Annotated in this window: 13 protein-coding genes and 1 pseudogene; 9 read left to right on the top strand and 5 right to left on the bottom strand. The window is 58.0% G+C overall.

All coding sequences use genetic code 11. From position 1 onward, the window contains the following. Positions 1-18: 18 nt before the first annotated feature. Genes OKC27_RS03400 through OKC27_RS03410 form a run of 3 tightly spaced genes read right to left on the bottom strand, consistent with a single transcriptional unit; the run spans position 19 to position 3,936 of the window. The gene (locus tag OKC27_RS03400; RefSeq protein WP_182939072.1) at positions 19-2,034 is read right to left on the bottom strand and encodes a transglutaminase family protein; all 2,016 of its coding nucleotides are present in this window, start codon (positions 2,032-2,034) and stop codon (positions 19-21) included. Then, complete coding sequence (locus OKC27_RS03405) at positions 2,021-3,016, bottom strand: DUF58 domain-containing protein (RefSeq protein ID WP_182939073.1); 996 nt, start codon at positions 3,014-3,016, stop codon at positions 2,021-2,023. The genes OKC27_RS03400 and OKC27_RS03405 overlap by 14 nt, the downstream gene beginning before the upstream one ends. Continuing rightward, positions 3,016-3,936: an AAA family ATPase gene (locus OKC27_RS03410; RefSeq protein ID WP_182939074.1), complete on the bottom strand. Its 921-nt coding sequence runs from the start codon at positions 3,934-3,936 to the stop codon at positions 3,016-3,018. Before OKC27_RS03410 ends, OKC27_RS03405 begins: the two co-directional genes overlap by 1 nt. Before the next feature lie 199 nt (positions 3,937-4,135). Here OKC27_RS03410 and blaFOX point away from each other — a divergent pair. The 8 genes and pseudogenes from blaFOX to dtpB all read left to right on the top strand — a co-directional run bounded on the left by blaFOX (position 4,136) and on the right by dtpB (position 13,062). Then, a pseudogene (gene blaFOX / locus OKC27_RS03415) lies at positions 4,136-5,283 on the top strand (FOX family cephalosporin-hydrolyzing class C beta-lactamase). A 322-nt stretch (positions 5,284-5,605) separates the two neighbouring features. Continuing rightward, positions 5,606-6,778: an MFS transporter gene (locus tag OKC27_RS03420; RefSeq protein WP_042058464.1), complete on the top strand. Its 1,173-nt coding sequence runs from the start codon at positions 5,606-5,608 to the stop codon at positions 6,776-6,778. An 18-nt stretch (positions 6,779-6,796) separates the two neighbouring features. Then, on the top strand, positions 6,797-7,759 hold the full coding sequence (gene yidZ / locus OKC27_RS03425; protein WP_042058466.1) for an HTH-type transcriptional regulator YidZ: 963 nt from the start codon (positions 6,797-6,799) through the stop codon (positions 7,757-7,759). 462 nt (positions 7,760-8,221) lie between these two features. Then, positions 8,222-8,548 carry a Bor/Iss family lipoprotein gene (locus OKC27_RS03430; protein WP_182939075.1) on the top strand — a complete coding sequence of 109 codons (327 nt, stop codon included), beginning with the start codon at positions 8,222-8,224 and terminating at the stop codon, positions 8,546-8,548. 17 nt (positions 8,549-8,565) lie between these two features. Next, complete coding sequence (locus OKC27_RS03435) at positions 8,566-9,078, top strand: hypothetical protein (RefSeq protein WP_182939076.1); 513 nt, start codon at positions 8,566-8,568, stop codon at positions 9,076-9,078. Beyond that, positions 9,075-9,587 carry a hypothetical protein gene (locus OKC27_RS03440; protein ID WP_234603359.1) on the top strand — a complete coding sequence of 171 codons (513 nt, stop codon included), beginning with the start codon at positions 9,075-9,077 and terminating at the stop codon, positions 9,585-9,587. The genes OKC27_RS03435 and OKC27_RS03440 overlap by 4 nt, the downstream gene beginning before the upstream one ends. Positions 9,588-9,897: 310 nt before the next feature. Next, positions 9,898-10,872, top strand: coding sequence for an HTH-type transcriptional regulator YidZ (gene yidZ / locus OKC27_RS03445; protein ID WP_058052242.1), 975 nt, complete (start codon positions 9,898-9,900; stop codon positions 10,870-10,872). A 684-nt stretch (positions 10,873-11,556) separates the two neighbouring features. Next, entirely contained in the window at positions 11,557-13,062 is a 1,506-nt protein-coding gene (dtpB, locus tag OKC27_RS03450; protein WP_234605777.1) for a dipeptide/tripeptide permease DtpB, read from the top strand. Positions 13,063-13,118: 56 nt separating this feature from the next. Here the strand turns inward: dtpB and ruvX are convergent, their stop codons facing one another. Then, positions 13,119-13,541 carry a Holliday junction resolvase RuvX gene (ruvX, locus tag OKC27_RS03455; RefSeq protein WP_005343821.1) on the bottom strand — a complete coding sequence of 141 codons (423 nt, stop codon included), beginning with the start codon at positions 13,539-13,541 and terminating at the stop codon, positions 13,119-13,121. 42 nt (positions 13,542-13,583) lie between these two features. Further along, on the bottom strand, positions 13,584-14,138 hold the full coding sequence (locus tag OKC27_RS03460) for a YqgE/AlgH family protein (protein WP_182939078.1): 555 nt from the start codon (positions 14,136-14,138) through the stop codon (positions 13,584-13,586). Positions 14,139-14,266: 128 nt separating this feature from the next. Here OKC27_RS03460 and OKC27_RS03465 point away from each other — a divergent pair, with 128 nt between their 5' ends. Continuing rightward, positions 14,267-15,892 carry a methyl-accepting chemotaxis protein gene (locus tag OKC27_RS03465; RefSeq protein WP_182939079.1) on the top strand — a complete coding sequence of 542 codons (1,626 nt, stop codon included), beginning with the start codon at positions 14,267-14,269 and terminating at the stop codon, positions 15,890-15,892. The last annotated feature ends 66 nt before the right edge of the window (positions 15,893-15,958 follow it).

A 15,958-nucleotide genomic window follows, 5' to 3' on the forward strand; every position in this document is an offset into this window, starting at 1 on the left:
CAGTGGCTCCCCCTTCTTTTATCGCGTGCTCTTCGGCTGCTTATCCCAGCGCCGAACGAGCTGTCTGATACGTCGTCGCAACTGGCGCCAGCAGCGCCCTTGTTGCCGGTCGCTGAGGGGGGCATAACGCCAGCGGCGATAGAGCCACGCACTCTTTAGCAGGGGGTGGGCAAGGTCGGGGCGCAGCCGCACCAGTCGCTCGCACCATGCCCCCATGCTCTCGGCTGGCTGGGGTGGGCAGCCGCTGCGTTTGCCCCGTTTGAGCAGGGGCTGCCAGATACGCCGCTCTGGCGGCAGGCGGGCGGGCAACAGCAGGGGCAGGCTCACCAACAGTGCAACCAGCATCAGGCTGGCGAGGATCAACCAGGGGGTATGTCCCGCCAGAGCAGGCCAGCGCAGGCCGATCTGCTGCCAGAGCTGACCCGCATCGTGGCCAATCACCCAGCGGCTCCACTGGTAGTCGATATTGTTGCCCCACCAGCGCAGCTGATTGAGCAGGGCCCAGTTGCGATAACGCTGCAAAGCGAGCGGGTCGGCGGCGGTAAACTCGTCGTTCAGGGCCTCTGTTACGCCGCCTTCAATGCGCTCCGGCGCCACCGCGGCAGTGGGGTCGACTCGCCGCCATGATCCCCCTTCATCGAGATACTCCACCCAGGCGTGGGCATCGAACTGGTGTACCGCCAGATAGTTGCCTCTGGGATTCCACTCGCCGCCGAGATAACCGGTGACCAGCCGTGCCGGAATACCGGCCGCGCGCAGCACGAAGGCAGTCGCCATGGCGTAGTGGCCGCAAAAGCCGCGCTGGGTATCGAACAGGAACTCATCCACCCCGTCACTGCCAAGCCGTGGCGGGGTCAGGGTGTAGTAATAGGATTGGCTGCGAAACTGCGCGAGCAGGGCGGCGACCAGCGCTGCGCGATCCGGATAGCGCGCAGCCAGCGCTTGTCCATGGGCGCGCGCTCTCGGGTTGCCTCCGGCTGGCAGTTGCAGGTTGCGCTGGGCGGCTTGGCTATCAGCCTCGATCTGTGCTTTGCCGCGGCCAATGCGATAGCGGATCGCCACCTCGCCGCTTCCCTGACGATAGAGGGTGTCGAGAGGGGTAAGCAACACAGGACCTGCCAGCAGGCGCGGTTCACTCAGAGCAAAGGCCCAGCGGTGGCGCTGGGGCTCGGCGATCACCTCGTAGCTTCCGGCGGGTAACGGACTATCTGTCAGTTGATTGTTGGTCTGTGAAGATGACGCCAGAAGCGTGAGCCCGGTTTGCACCGGCACCGTCCGCTGCCACGCCTTGATCTCGGGGCTCAGCAGCCAGCGCTGGCCATCGAAAATCTCCTGCCGCATCACCGGAAAGTAACGCTCGCGTGCCGGGGGGGGGCCATCGGCAAAGGTGACGCGAAACGCCAGTTCGGAGGAGTTGACCAGTTCGCTGATATCGCCGGGGGCCAGCTCTTCCGAGAGCCCCGACAGGGCGCGGCTGGTGGTGGGCATCTGCCAGAGGGGCGGGAGCCTTGGCAGCAGCAAAAATAGAGTGATAAGCAGGGGAAGCGCCAGCAGCAGGGCGCCACCCGCGCTGCGCCAAGGCCGTTTCTGCTCGGGGGCGATGGCGGCGACCAGCGCGGTCACCGCCAGCCAGAGTGCCACCGCCATCCCGGCCGTCCAGCCGATACTTTGCCGCTGCACCAGCGCTAGCGCAATCAGAAAGAAGGCGAGCAGCAGCACCAGCTCGATATCCCGTTCGCGCCGGACCTCGATCATCTTCAGGCTATAGCTGAGCCAGAGTAGATTGATCAGGGCAGGCAGGGTGCCCAATGTGCGCCACTGCAGCCCCAGCAACACTAAGGTAGTGATGGCCAGCAGTGCTAACCAGCGCGCCGGAATGGGCGGCCAGCCGCGCCACAGCATCATGGCCCGGACGCAGAGGGTAGCGGCGCTTACTGTCACCACCCAGAGCTGCAACTGGGGCCAGAGCGCTGCGACCAGCAGCAGCTGTTGCAGGGCGATGAGTGGCAGCAGGCGGCGGTTATCGAGCTGCATCCCGTGTGCTCTTCGGTGGTGTCGCATCGAATCGGGCCAGTGCCAGCAGGCAGCGCTGCACAAAGGCGGCGCCGCTATCAGGCCCCAGCGTCTGGTTTGCCAGCGTCAGGGTGAAGGGGATACCCCGCTTGCCGTAATCGGCGCACCACCAGGCCAGCACCGCCAGCCGCTGCTCCAGATCCCCACCTGCGACCCGCTGCAAGGTGAGGTGAGTATCATCCTGCAGCGGTTCATGGAACTGCTTGGTCAGCAGGCCGCGCCCCTGAGCAAGCTGCTTCCAGGCGACCCGGCTCAGGGGCTCACCGGTTTGGTGTGTCCGCAGGGTATCAAAGTCACCGAGGGGGGCCGGAGCGGGCTGGCCCTGATGACCCTCGCTTTCGGTCGCATGTTCCCCTCTTAGCGCCCCGAACGCCGGTTTGGGGGCGAGCCAGCCCTCCAGCTGCAGATCCAGCAGTGACCAGCAGCGAAACAGGCCGAGAGGGTAGCGGCTCTCGACACGCAATTGGCCAAGGGGCAGTGGGCCACGGCGCGAGCCCGATACCGGCAGGATCAAGGTGCGGGGCACAGCGTCGGCCTGTGCCAGCCAGAGGGTCCCTTCGTTGAGGCTAAAACGGAGCGCCAGCACCGGGCGCCGGCTGTGCACCAAGATACGCATAGGAAGCTGGCTACCCGCTTCCCCCAGCACCAGCGGGCCCCCCAGCAGCTCCAGCCCCAACAGGTTGCGATGGGTGAGCCACATGGCGGCCATAAACAGACTGCCGAGACAGTAGGCCACCAGCAACACCAGATTGTTCTGGTAGTTGGTGCCGAGCAGATAGATGGCGAGTAGCACCAGCAGATAGAGCAGCCCCATGCGGGTGGGGAGGATAAAGAGGCTGTGAGTCCCTAGCGTGATCTGGCGGGCCGGGGGAATGCGGCGATCGAGCCAGCGTCGTTGCCAGTTTTCTCTCCTTTGCCGCCAGCGGGTGAACAAGGTGCTCATCAGGGGTTGTCCGGATCGACCCTGGCCAGCAGCCGCTGGCTCAGGGGGCTGGCCTCGCCGTGTTGCACGCCGAAGCTGCCCCGCAGCCGATGCTCGGCCACATAGGGGAAGACCGCCTGCACATCCTCCACCGTGACGAAGCGCCGCCCGGCTACCAGCGCCCAGGCCCGACTCACCGCCAGCAAGGTCTGGGCCGCCCGGGGGGAGAGGGGCTGTGGCAGATCCCCATCAAAGCGGCTCTGGTGCACCAGCGCCAGCAGGTAGTCGAGGGTGGCATCGGAAACATGGATGGCATCCCCTTCGTTTTGCAAGGCTGCCAGCTCGGCAGCATCCAGCATGGCGGGCAACGGACCACTCGGCTGGTGGCTCCGCAGCAGCTGGCGCTCCGCCACTCGCGGCGGAAAACCGAGAGAGAGTCGTACGGCGAAGCGATCGAGCTGGGACTCCGGCAGCGGATAGGTGCCCGCCTGATCCGCCGGGTTCTGGGTGGCGATGACGAAAAACGGATCGGGGAGGGGATGGGTGTGGCCCTCGATGCTCACCTTGCCCTCGGCCATCGCCTCCAGCAGGGCGCTCTGCACCTTGGGGCTGGCGCGGTTGATCTCGTCCGCCAGCAGCACCTGGGTGAAGATGGGGCCGGGGTGAAAGCGAAATGTTTGCTGCTGGGGGTCAAAGATCTGCAGCCCCAGCAGGTCGGCAGGCAGCAGATCGGCGGTGAACTGCATCCGCCGGCATGCCAGCCCCAGCACCTGCGCCAGCGCGTGGGCCAGGGTAGTCTTGCCCATGCCGGGCAGATCCTCGATCAGCAGATGACCGCGTGCCAGCAGCGTCACCAGCGCGATTTTCAGCTGTAGCGGCTTGCCCAGAATGACTCGCTCCAGTGTCGCCAGCACCGCCGTGATGTGCTCTTGTGATCTCACTTGCACCTCCATTTCTCTTTCTGGCTCTTTGGCACCTACAGCTTATACGCCAGCGAGCAGAGGGAGGGCTCATCGAGCCATAAGTGATGCAGCCTCGGCCATGTCCCTGTGACTTCACCGAGACTTCACACCGGCCCATCGTGGGCACATACATCTTGTTTATGCTAATGCCAATTTCATTCACCACGAGAATAATCATATGCAACAACTATGTGCGTTCGCGCTACTGACGCTAGGTAGCCTGCTGCTAGCCCCTTGTACTTATGCCAGCGAGGAGGCCCCGCTGACCGCCACAGTGGACGGCATTATCCAGCCGATGCTCAAGGAGTATCGGATCCCGGGGATGGCGGTCGCCGTACTGAAAGATGGCAAGGCCCACTATTTCAACTATGGGGTTGCCAACCGGGAGATTGGCCAGCGGGTCAATGAGCAGACCCTGTTCGAGATCGGTTCGGTCAGCAAGACCCTGACCGCGACCCTTGGCGCCTATGCCGCGGTCAAGGGGGGGTTGAGCTGGATGACAAGGTGAGCCAGCACGCCCCCTGGCTCAAAGGTTCCACCTTTGATGGTGTGACCATGGCCGAGATTGCCACCTACAGTGCGGGTGGTTTGCCGTTGCAGTTCCCCGATGAGGTAGATTCGAATGACAAGATGCGCACTTACTATCGGAGCTGGTCACCGGTTTATCCGGCGGGGACCCATCGCCAGTATTCCAACCCCAGCATAGGCCTGTTTGGTCACCTGGCCGCAAATAGTCTGGGCCAGCCATTTGAGCAACTGATGAGCCAGACCCTGCTGCCCAAGCTGGGTTTGCACCACACCTATATCCAGGTGCCGGAGTCGGCCATGGCGAACTATGCCTACGGCTACTCGAAGGAAGAGAAGCCCGTCCGGGTCACTCCGGGCGTGCTGGCGGCCGAGGCTTACGGGATCAAGACCGGCTCGGCGGATCTGCTGAAGTTTGTCGAGGCCAATATGGGGTATCAGGGAGATGCCGCGGTAAAAAGTGCGATCGCGCTGACCCACACCGGTTTCTACTCGGTGGGAGAAATGACCCAGGGATTAGGATGGGAGAGTTACGCCTATCCGGTGACCGAGCAGACATTGCTGGCGGGCAATTCACCAGCGGTGAGCTTCCAGGCCAATCCGGTTACGCGCTTTGCGGTGCCCAAAGCGATGGGCGAGCAGCGGCTCTATAACAAGACGGGCTCGACTGGCGGCTTTGGCGCCTATGTGGCGTTTGTGCCCGCCAGAGGGATCGCCATCGTCATGCTGGCCAATCGCAACTATCCCATCGAGGCCAGGGTGAAGGCGGCTCACGCCATCCTGAGTCAGTTGGCTGAGTGATCGGCCGAGTTCAGGGCGTCCAAATTTGACAGTGACGCCGGGGCAACCCCGGCGTCATGCGGGGATGCTCGTCTCCGGCAATCGTGCTGTGGTGGGTTTTGCTTCCTAAATGGCTCGATGATAGGAACAAAATTTCCTGATTGGAATGTACCGATCGCCATCTCTTCACTAGGTGCAGGAGAGGGCCCACCATATAGTTCCCCCCATTGCGGCCCTGTCCGATGTCATGTTCATTACGTTCGTTACCACCTTGGCCCTGCCCACTCTTCGCCTGTTGCTGCTTTCCGGCGGGGCTGGCGGGTCAATCTGCTATGGAGCATCCATGCCTGTATTCCTGTTGTGCAGTTTTCTGATGATCATCCTCTATCCGGTCGGGATCGATCTCTATCTGGTGGCAGTGCCCCAGATTGCCGATACCCTGCAGGCGAGCGAGGCGCAGATCCACACCGCCTTCTCCATCTATCTGTTCGGCATGGCGGCGACCGTGTTGCTGGGGGGAATGATTGCCGATCGCTACGGGCGGCGCTGGGTGGTGCTCGGGGGGGCGCTGATTTTTGTCGTCGCCTCGCTGGTGGCGGGTCATGCCGAAGGGATCTCCCAGTTCTACCTCGGCCGTTTCTGGCAGGGGGTCGGGGCGGGGGCGCTCTATATCATGACTTTTACCGTGCTGCGGGATGTACTGAGTCAGGAGCGGCTGGCGATGGCGCTCTCGATGATCAACGGGGTGATCTGCGTGATCCCGGTGCTAGCGCCGGTGCTCGGTTATCTCATCCTGTCCCATTTTGACTGGCGCGGGATCTTCGTGGCGATGGCGCTGGTGGCGGCCGTCAGCGGTCTGGTCAACCTGCTGCTGCTCAAGGAGACCCGTCCGGCCCGGCAACCGGGGAGTGGCGCGGCGCTGCCCTTTGCCCTGCTGCGCTCGCCGCGCTTTATGTTGCTCTCCCTGCTGACCAGTGCCAGCGTGACCGCCATTCTGGTCTATGTCAGCGTCTCGCCGCTGATCCTGATGAAGGAGTTTGGCTTCACGACCGAACAGTACTCCATCGTGATGATGGTGATGGCCGGGGTGAGTATGTCCACGTCTTTCCTGACCCCCCTGCTGTTGCGCCGTTTGGGCAAACAGAAGGTGCTGGCGGTGTCTCATCTCGCCTATCTGCTGGCGGCGTGCTCACTGCTCGGCAGCTGGCAGGCTGGGGACGATATCCATCTCTTGCTGCCGGGTTTTGCGCTGGTTTGTGTCGGCTTCTCCTGTGGCTTCGGGGTAGCGATGGGAGAGGCGCTCGATGGTTGCCAGCATAACGTGGCCTTTGCCAGCGCCGTGCTCTGCATCATGCAGATCAGCCTCTCCGGCCTCTATATCTGGTTGCTTGGCCGGCTCGGCTTTACTCCGTCCGAGATGCTGATCTATGCCCTGCTGCTGGCAATGCTCAGTTACCTGGCTGTCAAAGGGCTGGTACCATGGCTCGCGGTCCGTGAAGCGCGGTCGCAGGGCTGATGGAAGATGAGAGGGGATATGCGCAACCTGGGTGAACTCGATTTGAACCTGCTGGTGGTCTTCAAGTACCTGATGCAGGAGCGCAGTGTGGCAGGGGCGGCCAAAAAGCTCTGCGTCACCCCGTCGGCGGTGAGCAAGTCTCTGGCCAAGTTGCGGGAGTGGTTTGACGATCCCCTGTTTGTGCGGGTGCGGCAGGGGTTGCAGCCGACCAACCTCTCCCTGACCCTGGAGGAGGAGCTGAAGGTCTGGTTCCAGCTCACCGACAGCATCACCTCGCTCAATAGCGATGCGATCCCCGACGGTGCCCGCTTCACGCTGGTGATGGAGTCCCCCTTCTACATCAGCTTCCTGAGCGATCTGCCCATGACCATCTATGAGAAGTACCCGAAATCGGTGGTCAGGATGCTGGGGTGGGATCACCACTCCCTCAACGACATCGTCAATGGTGATGCGGATCTCGGCTTCTGCGCCCGCGAAACCCATGGCCGCTCCCGGGCCAAGGTCAACCGCTTGCCTTATTACATCGATCACGAGGTGCTGTTTACCGACCGTCCGGTGGTTTTTCTGCGCAAGGATCACCCGCTGCTTGAGCAGAAGTGGTCGCTGGAGAACTTTCTGGCCTGTCCCCAGATCAGCATGGTGTGGGAAGCGAACGATACCTGGGCCCTCGACAGTCTGCTGGAGGATGAGGGGCTGAAGCGGGAGGTGCCCATCATGGTCGCCAGTTTCGAGCAAGCGCTGCATATTGCCTCCCAGTCGAGCCACGAGCTGATCGCGGTGGCCCCCTCCTACTGTGGTGGTTATGCCAGTCGGCATCACGGCAATCTGATCGCCATGCCGCTGCCGCTGCCGGAGAAGCTCTATGCCCAGCTGGAGATCGCCTTCATCCTGTTGTGGCACAAACGGCACAATCAGGATGCCAAGGTGATGTGGCTGCGTAACGAGATCCGGCGACTCTATAACGACGAATTGCCACGCTAATGTGGCCGTGACGATGCCCATTGATTAGCCGGAGCCAGCTGTTTCGGCTTGTTATTGATTATTTAACCGGCGGTGATGATGGCGATGGATTATTTAGTTGCCTGTTTTTTCGCCAAACAATGTCGCAACATTCTTTCTGAAATGGAATGTTCTGACTTCTGCTTTTGCTGTAGACGCCAGCATGGGGCCGTTAGATACTGCGATTCATAACAAGAAAGGCTAACTTGCATTCAATCCCTATTGAGGGGGATGCAAGAGGTCGTACATTAAAATTGGCTTGAACAAACATCATTGCTCTGCGTTAACACGGGAAGTGTGGCAGATGATGCTGATCAAAAAACCTCATCACATATATCATTTTTAATTTTTACGGTCGTGACACTGCCATCCCAATATTGGCGGTGCCATATCTGGCAGTCAAAATTTGATGATATCATTGGCAGCACCAGCAAGGTAGTTTAAATGGTTAATTACAAAACGATCATTATCGTCTGCTTGACGGTTGTTAACTGTAGTTGTGCCAAACAGGTTATTGATGTCAATGCCTCACAGGCATTTATACTTGGTAACGAAAATAGTGTCAATTCGACAGATGTCACTAGCCACTTCTTCTTTTCAGATATTGATATTGGCCTGAGCGAGCCTATAGACGCCGCGGCTATTTGTCATGGTGCTGAAAATATTGTTCGGATTGAAACCAAGCAATCTTGGCTTGACTCTTTGGCTAGCGGAATCACCTACGGTATTTATACCCCACGGGAAGCCAGAATTTATTGTTCCAAAAAATAATAGTGAGAAATTTTCTGATGATGGATAGTCATAAATGGGTATTGTTGGGGGCTTGTATGGCCACCCTGTCTGGCTGTGGTGGCTCAGATGATCATAAATCAACTATAGAAACCAAGGTTGCACCTGTTCCTCATATTTCTGCTGAATCTTCTCAGGAGAATATCATTAAACAAGGTATCACTTTACCACAGCCGGGTATTTATCAGACCGCGCTGCTTACTCAAGGTCATATTCAGAAGATAATAAATAACATTGATAGCCTTGCCATCGTTTATCCCCGTGGTGAACACGAGTTGCGTTGGGATGTTTTGGCTGATGATGGCGACTTCGCCACTTGGTGGATTGGTCGGGCCGAGTTACTGGCCGGTAGCGACAAGCCATCGACGTTGAACCTGACGCGCATTAGCAGAAAGAAAGATGCGGGTAATTTCGTGATGATAAGGGCGATAATGGTGCTGAGTTACAAGCATCACCTTATCAAATACAAAGTAATACCCCTAGCAAAGTGTTATTTAAAAGTTGGCCTGTGATTAATGTGGATGGTATCGCAACCAGATATTCTGCATTTGATTTCTCCAGTACGGGTATTTCTGTCTACAATAATTGGAGTGGTTATGTGGCAATTATTCCGCCTCAGCGTGCCACAATCGGGACTAATATCAGGACTAATAATTGGAAAATAAAATCAGGGCTGGCAACAGAAATGTTGGGAAACATCGATGTTACCAATAATAGTGGTAAGTTAACAGTTGGTATGGAGTTGCCATCGGCTGGGTGCACTGTAGTTGGTAAAGGTGATGTGGATACCAGCAAGCCATTAAGCAAACTGACCTTTACTGGATTTGAAAAATGCAAGTTTGCTATAGATGATGATGCGGGTTGGAGTCAGGCTGATTACAAAAACACAGAGGGTTTAGCTAAAGTAAAAGGTACAGCTATTGCGTATGTGGCCGAATTTAAAGATGAAAAAAATATCGAAAATTTAGTTATCGGATTCCCTGAACTCAATGGCGTAATCTTCAAACTAGCAGATAAATAATTTATTTCTGTAATTTGAGCCACATGAGGTACCGTGTTACCTCATGTGGCTTACCATTGAAGTTATATTGAACAGATAATATCTTTTCTATCAGTCTGAGCTATCCAAGTTCCATCAGTGACGCTTTGCATTAGTTGCCAGTAGTCTTTTCTGTTAATATTCATATTTAACAGAATGCAAATAGGACCAACTGGGGGGACTACCCATTCCCTTTTTTGGCAGAGATAAGTGAATGCTTCTTCTCAGCCAGATAATGGGCCGTATCTGTTGTGGAATGGCCCCCCAGAGCACGCAAGTTGCAAGAGGTTGTATGCGAACACTGAGTGAACTCGATTTGAACCTGCTGGTGGTGTTCAAATATCTGATGGCTGAACGTAGTGCCACGGGTGCGGCTACGCTGCTCGGTGTCACGCCTTCCACTGTGAGCAAGTCGCTTGCCAAATTACGGGTCTGGTTTGGCGATCCGCTGTTTGTGCGGGGACGCAAAGAGTTGCAGCCCACTAATCTGGCCTTTGCCCTCGAAGAAGAGCTGAAACTCTGGTTTCCCCTTACCGAACGGATCGCGTCACTCAATAGCGAGGCCATCCCCGATGGCGCCCGTTTCAGTCTGGTGATGCAATCCCCGTTCTACAACAGCTTGCTCAGTGATTTGCCGATGGCCATCCATGAGAAGTACCCCAACTCTGTGGTCAAAATGCTGGGATGGAACCGCAACTCCCTCAATGACGTTGTCAACGGTGATGCGGATCTGGGGGTCTGTGTCCGCGAGAGTTATAGCCGTTCTCAGCTCAAGCTCAGCAATCTGCCCTATTACATCGATCATGAAGTGTTGTTTTGCGATCGGCCTGTGGTCTTCCTGCGCAAGGATCACCCCCTGCTTCAGCAGGAGTGGTCAATGGAGAATTTTCTCAATTGCCCTCATAGCAGCGTGGTGCTGGAGGTCAAGGAGACCTGGGGGCTGGATCTGCTGCTGGAGGATGAGGGACTGATCCGTAAAGTCCCGGTCATGGTCTCCAGCTTTGAGCAGTCATTGCACATCGCATCCCAGCCTGACAACAATCTGATCGCGGTCGCCCCCTCTTATTGCGCCGGACATGCAGCGAAATATCATCCCAATCTGATCACCAGGCCACTGCCCCTGTCTGAAGCGCTTTATCAGCAGTTGGAGCTCACCTTTATCCTGCTGTGGCATAAGCGTCACAATCAGGACGCCAAGGTGTTGTGGCTGCTCAATGAGATACGACGGCTCTATCACCGGGAGTCGATGCCCGTGGGCAGTCAATAATGGGAGCCGGGGCAAGATGCTCCGGCTTTTTTTGTTGCGTAGTGGCGTGATAGGTCGAGCGTGAACCTCATTGATCCAGAAAGCGTTCCATTCAGCGCCGCATATACACAAATGGGCACTGACTGCACGTCTCGTGTGAAGCTCTTTGCACGAAAAAAATTCATGTAGTTTCATTAGAAAACTTCACTAATTGATGATTTTAAAGTGTGATCAACCATTAAGTTCCTGTATTTCCAGTGATATAGCATGGCAACCTTCGATATGGTGGGGTTAAACATAACCCGCATGAGGTGATCCTCCGCAGAGCGGGTGAGTGAGCCAGCCTCAACGGTCGCCAGTGGTTGCGGTTGTGCCATGCCCCGGCTATCCGGCTACCCGTCGTGTGCGCCGGACCAGAGGAGAGTAAGCATCGAGGTTGATGAACCGGCTTGAGTGAAGGGATGCAGCAAAGGTGAAGCCTGGAGCCCGTAACGGCACAGGGCGACGCCATTCACCCATCCCCCGATAACCCGTGATTGCACCGGTTAGATGAAAAATATCTTTCATCGAACGGGGCGCGTGCACCCGAAAATATCCAGATTGGCAGGCTGACGGTGTCCCCTTTATAGCAATGAGGGATCAGAAAATAGTGAAGCAGCCGCCACCAGATTAATAAAAAATAAACCTCAATAAAGGCAGGTTAATATGCGTCCAGCAACAGCACCCACGGGGTTGTTACAACAACCCAAACCCTTCTTCATGATCTTTTTCGTCGAGCTCTGGGAGCGCTTCGGTTATTACGGCGTGCAGGGGATCCTGGCGGTCTTCTTCGTGCAACAACTGGGATTTTCCCAAGAGCAATCCTTTATTACCTTCGGTGCCTTCTCGGCGCTGGTATATGGCCTGATCTCGGTCGGTGGCTATGTCGGCGACCATGTGCTCGGCACCAAGCGCACCATGGTGCTCGGGGCTATCGTGTTGGTGATCGGTTACTTCATGACCGGTCTCTCTATCTATAATCCCGACCTGATCTTCTACGCGCTGGGCACTATCGCAGTCGGTAACTGCCTGTTCAAGGCCAATCCGGCCAGCCTGCTGTCAAAATGCTACCAGCCAAAAGATCCGCGGCTGGATGGGGCTTTTACCCTGTTCTATATGTCGATCAATATCGGCTCCCTTATTTCCCTCTCGCTTGCGCCAGTGATTGCCGATCACTACGGCTATACCGTGACGTATAACCTGTGCGGGGTCGGGCTGATTATTGCGCTGCTCACCTTCTTTGCCTGCCGCAATATGGTCAAGGATATCGGCTCCGAGCCGGATCACCTGCCGCTCAGTTACAGCAAGCTGCTGCTGGTGATAGCGGGCTCGGTGGCCATGGTGTTTTTCTGTGCCTGGCTGATGCACCACGTGGTGATCGCCAACATGGTGCTGATGACAGTGACCGTCGCCGTGGTGATCGTCTTCTTTCGCGAGGCGTTCAAGCTTGACACCGTCGGCCGTAACAAGATGTATGTGGCCTTCGTGCTGATGCTGGAGGCAGTGCTCTTCTACGTGCTGTACGCCCAGATGCCGACGTCTCTCAACTTCTTTGCCATCAACAACATGCATCACGAGATGCTGGGCATGAGCGTCAACCCCATTAGCTTCCAGGCGCTTAACCCCTTCTGGGTGGTGGTGGGTAGCCCGGTGCTGGCGCTGATCTATACCCGGATGGGCAGCAAGGGGCGGGATCTCACCATGCCGCTCAAGTTCACCCTCGGGATGTTCTTCTGCTCGCTGGGTTTCCTGACTGCGGCCGCCTCCGGTTGGTGGTTTGCTGATGAACAGGGACTCACTTCCCCCTGGTTTATGGTGCTTATCTATCTGTTCCAGAGTATCGGTGAGCTGATGATCAGCGCGCTGGGGCTGGCAATGGTGGCTGCGCTGGTGCCGCAACGGTTGATGGGCTTTATTCTCGGGATGTGGTTCCTGACCCAGGCGATGGCATCCCTGCTGGGGGGCTATGTAGCGACCTTTACCGCCATGCCGGAAGGGATGACGGATCCGCTGCAGACCCTGCCAATTTACACCGGTGTGTTTGGCAAGATCGGGATGGCTACCCTGCTGATTGCGGTAGTGATGGGGCTGATGGTGCCCTGGCTTAACCGGATGATGAATGCGACGCCGACAGAGGCCGAAGGGCTGGTGCCAGGTCAGTCACAGGCGTAATAGGAAGATAGTGCGAGACAAGGCAAGGGCATTGACCCTTGCCTTGTTGTTGATGGCTAGTTGTATTGCTCTTCCATCCAGGCTTCGACGATCAGTTGTGCCGATACCCCGTCCACACTGCCCTTTTCCAGCGCGCGATAGCCGCCCCGCTCAAACAGTCGGGCACGGGCATCCGTGGTGGTGAGTCGCTCATCCTTGAACTCCACCGGCTTGCCGAAGCGGCCATGCAGCCGATTGCCGAATTTGCGGGCCCGTACCGTGATCTCCTGATCGGTGCCATCCATGTTCAGCGGCAGGCCGACCACCAGCAGGTCCGGTTGCCACTCCTTGAGCAGCTTCTCAATTTCGTCCCAGTTGGGGATGCCGTCGTTGGCCTTGAGGGCGCGCAGAGGCTGGGCAGTGCCAGTCAGCTCCTGACCGATGGCGACGCCAATGCTCTTGGTGCCATAGTCAAAGCCCATGATGCTGCGTGATGACATGAAAAAAATCCTCGAAATGCAACGCCAGATGCGTTGCTGGGGTTAGCTGTGACCGATGTCGCTGGAGAGGTGAACCGGGTTCACCCCTATGCTGGCGGCGGCTTGCTGCCAACGTTTGTGAATGGGGGTTTTGAATACCAGATCCGGATTGGGGGGGATCACCAGCCAGGCACCATCGACCAGCTCCTGTTCCAGCTGACCGGCGCTCCAGCCCGCATAGCCAAGGGCTACCAGCCAATGGGCGGGTGCTTCGCTCGTGCCCAGGGTTTCCAGTATATCCTTGGATGTAGTCACCATCATTTCATCCCCCACCTGCAGGGTGGAGCTGAAACCGGGGCGGAAGCTGTGCAGCACGAAGCCGCGATCGGCGTGAACCGGCCCCCCCTGCAACACCGGTTGTTTGAGCTCCGGACTGGCGGGCGGGTTGAGTTTGAGCTGGGTCAGCATGGTTTCCAGCGACATCTCGACCGGAATGTTGACCACCAGCCCCATGGCGCCCTCTTCGTTGTGCTCGCACAGATAGACCAGCGAACGCTCGAAGTAGGGATCCGTCAGGCTTGGCATGGCAAGCAGGAAGTGATTTTGCAGTGTTTGCATAGAGGCCAAATAGTGCAAAGGTCGTTGGGAAGTGAATAGGGCAATTATGGCAGTTCATCACTTTGGGCAAAACCGCTTTTTATCGGGCGCGTCTTGCCCACTCACCAAAAGGTGTGGGAGAGAAGACCATGGAAGGTATTTCAATCAGGCAGAAGTTGATCCTGGGTTGTGTGGTGCCACTGTTGGCACTGCTGGCGTTGCTGGTGGGCGCGAGTCAGGCGATGTCCCAGCTGATGACGGGGATGAACGCCATGTATCAGGGGGAGGTGGTACAGCTCAAGGAGCTCAAACAGATTGCCGATCTCTACGCGGTCAAGGTGATCGATGCGGCCAACAAGGCCAACGTGAGGGGGATTGCACCCGCCCAAGCCAAGGCCGACATGCTGCAGGCGCAGCAGGAGATCGCCCGCATCTGGCAGCAATACAGCGAACAGGAGCGAAGCCCGTCCGAGCAGCAGGAGGCCGCGCGGGTGCAGGCGCTGTTCGGTGCCGCTGACCAGCAGATTGCCGCCGTGGTGGCGGTGCTGGATCAGATGCAGGGGACGGCGCGGGATCAGCTTTCGGCACGCATCATGCCCCTCTACGGGGTGATCGATCCGGTCAGTGACGGGGTGAGTGCGCTGGTGGAGTTCCAGCTCAAAGAGGCGGAGCAGAACATCGGCGAGCTCAACGATCTCAGGCAGCAGCTGTTTCGGCTCTTTATCGTGCTGTTTCTGGTGGGGGCCGCCTGCGTACTCTTCTTCGGCGTCTGGGCCGGACGCAGCGTCAGCCAGCCGCTGGCAGCCATGGGGCAGGTGCTGCGCGGAATGCAGCAGGATCTCGACCTGAGCCAGCAGGCGCCGGTCCTGCGCAAGGACGAGATGGGGGCGCTGGCCCAATCGCTTAATTTGGTGATCAGCCACTTTCGCGGCTTGATTAACCAGATCAACGAGATGGCGGAGCACCTTGCCAAGGAGTCCGCCCGCCTGGCCCATATCGGGGTCGAGAGTCGCCAGCGCTTTGCCCGGCAACAGGGGGAGACCGATCAGACCGCCACCGCCATGAACCAGATGAGCGCGACGGTGGCCGAGGTGGCCAACAGCTCCTCCGGCGCGGCGGATGCGGCCCGTGTGGCGGACGAGAGTGCCCGCCACGGCCATCTGGTGGTAGAGGATGCCATCGCCCGGATGTCGGCGCTGTCGTCCCATATTCAGGACACGGCATCGATGATCACCCAGCTGGCCGACGACAGCCGCGACATCAGCAGCGTGATGGATGCCATTCGCGGCATCGCCGAGCAGACCAACCTGCTGGCGCTCAATGCGGCGATAGAGGCGGCGCGGGCAGGGGATCAGGGTCGCGGCTTTGCGGTGGTGGCCGATGAGGTGCGCACCCTCTCCCAGCGAACCCAGCGTTCGACTGAAGAGATTGGCAAGACCATCGTCAAGTTGCAGCAGGGTGCCAATGATGCGGCCAGCAGCATGGTGCGCGGGCTGGATCAGGTGGAGGAGTCCAACCGCACCGTTCTGGCCTGCGGCAAGGCCCTTGGCGAGATTGTCAGTTCGGTGGAGGTGATCAACGAGATGAACACTCATATCGCCACCGCCGCGGAGGAGCAGAGCAAGGTGGCGGAGGAGATCACCCGCAACGTGGTCAATATCGCCCATATTGCTACCGAATCAACGGCGGCGGCCTCCGAGCTGAACCAGAGTTGCCACGAGCTGGAGCAGCTATCGAGCGATCTCAAGCAGAAGGTGGGGCAGTTCCGCTGTTAAGCCTTCATACCAACGCACACAGCAGGAAACAGAAGAGGCGGCCCTTGGGCCGCCTCTTGTTATGAA

The sequence above is a fragment of the Aeromonas sp. QDB62 genome (assembly GCF_027705695.1).
GTDB lineage: Bacteria > Pseudomonadota > Gammaproteobacteria > Enterobacterales > Aeromonadaceae > Aeromonas > Aeromonas allosaccharophila.

What these genes read in the sequence shown, in the direction of transcription:
- OKC27_RS03400 (WP_182939072.1), bottom strand. Translation starts at nt 2,034, where the DNA reads ATGCAGCTCGATAACCGCCGCCTGCTGCCACTCATCGCCCTGCAACAG.
- OKC27_RS03405 (WP_182939073.1), bottom strand. Translation starts at nt 3,016, where the DNA reads ATGAGCACCTTGTTCACCCGCTGGCGGCAAAGGAGAGAAAACTGGCAA.
- OKC27_RS03420 (WP_042058464.1), top strand. Translation starts at nt 5,606, where the DNA reads ATGCCTGTATTCCTGTTGTGCAGTTTTCTGATGATCATCCTCTATCCG.
- yidZ (WP_042058466.1), top strand. Translation starts at nt 6,797, where the DNA reads ATGCGCAACCTGGGTGAACTCGATTTGAACCTGCTGGTGGTCTTCAAG.
- OKC27_RS03430 (WP_182939075.1), top strand. Translation starts at nt 8,222, where the DNA reads ATGGTTAATTACAAAACGATCATTATCGTCTGCTTGACGGTTGTTAAC.
- OKC27_RS03435 (WP_182939076.1), top strand. Translation starts at nt 8,566, where the DNA reads ATGATGGATAGTCATAAATGGGTATTGTTGGGGGCTTGTATGGCCACC.
- yidZ (WP_058052242.1), top strand. Translation starts at nt 9,898, where the DNA reads ATGCGAACACTGAGTGAACTCGATTTGAACCTGCTGGTGGTGTTCAAA.
- dtpB (WP_234605777.1), top strand. Translation starts at nt 11,557, where the DNA reads ATGCGTCCAGCAACAGCACCCACGGGGTTGTTACAACAACCCAAACCC.
- ruvX (WP_005343821.1), bottom strand. Translation starts at nt 13,541, where the DNA reads ATGTCATCACGCAGCATCATGGGCTTTGACTATGGCACCAAGAGCATT.
- OKC27_RS03460 (WP_182939078.1), bottom strand. Translation starts at nt 14,138, where the DNA reads ATGCAAACACTGCAAAATCACTTCCTGCTTGCCATGCCAAGCCTGACG.
- OKC27_RS03465 (WP_182939079.1), top strand. Translation starts at nt 14,267, where the DNA reads ATGGAAGGTATTTCAATCAGGCAGAAGTTGATCCTGGGTTGTGTGGTG.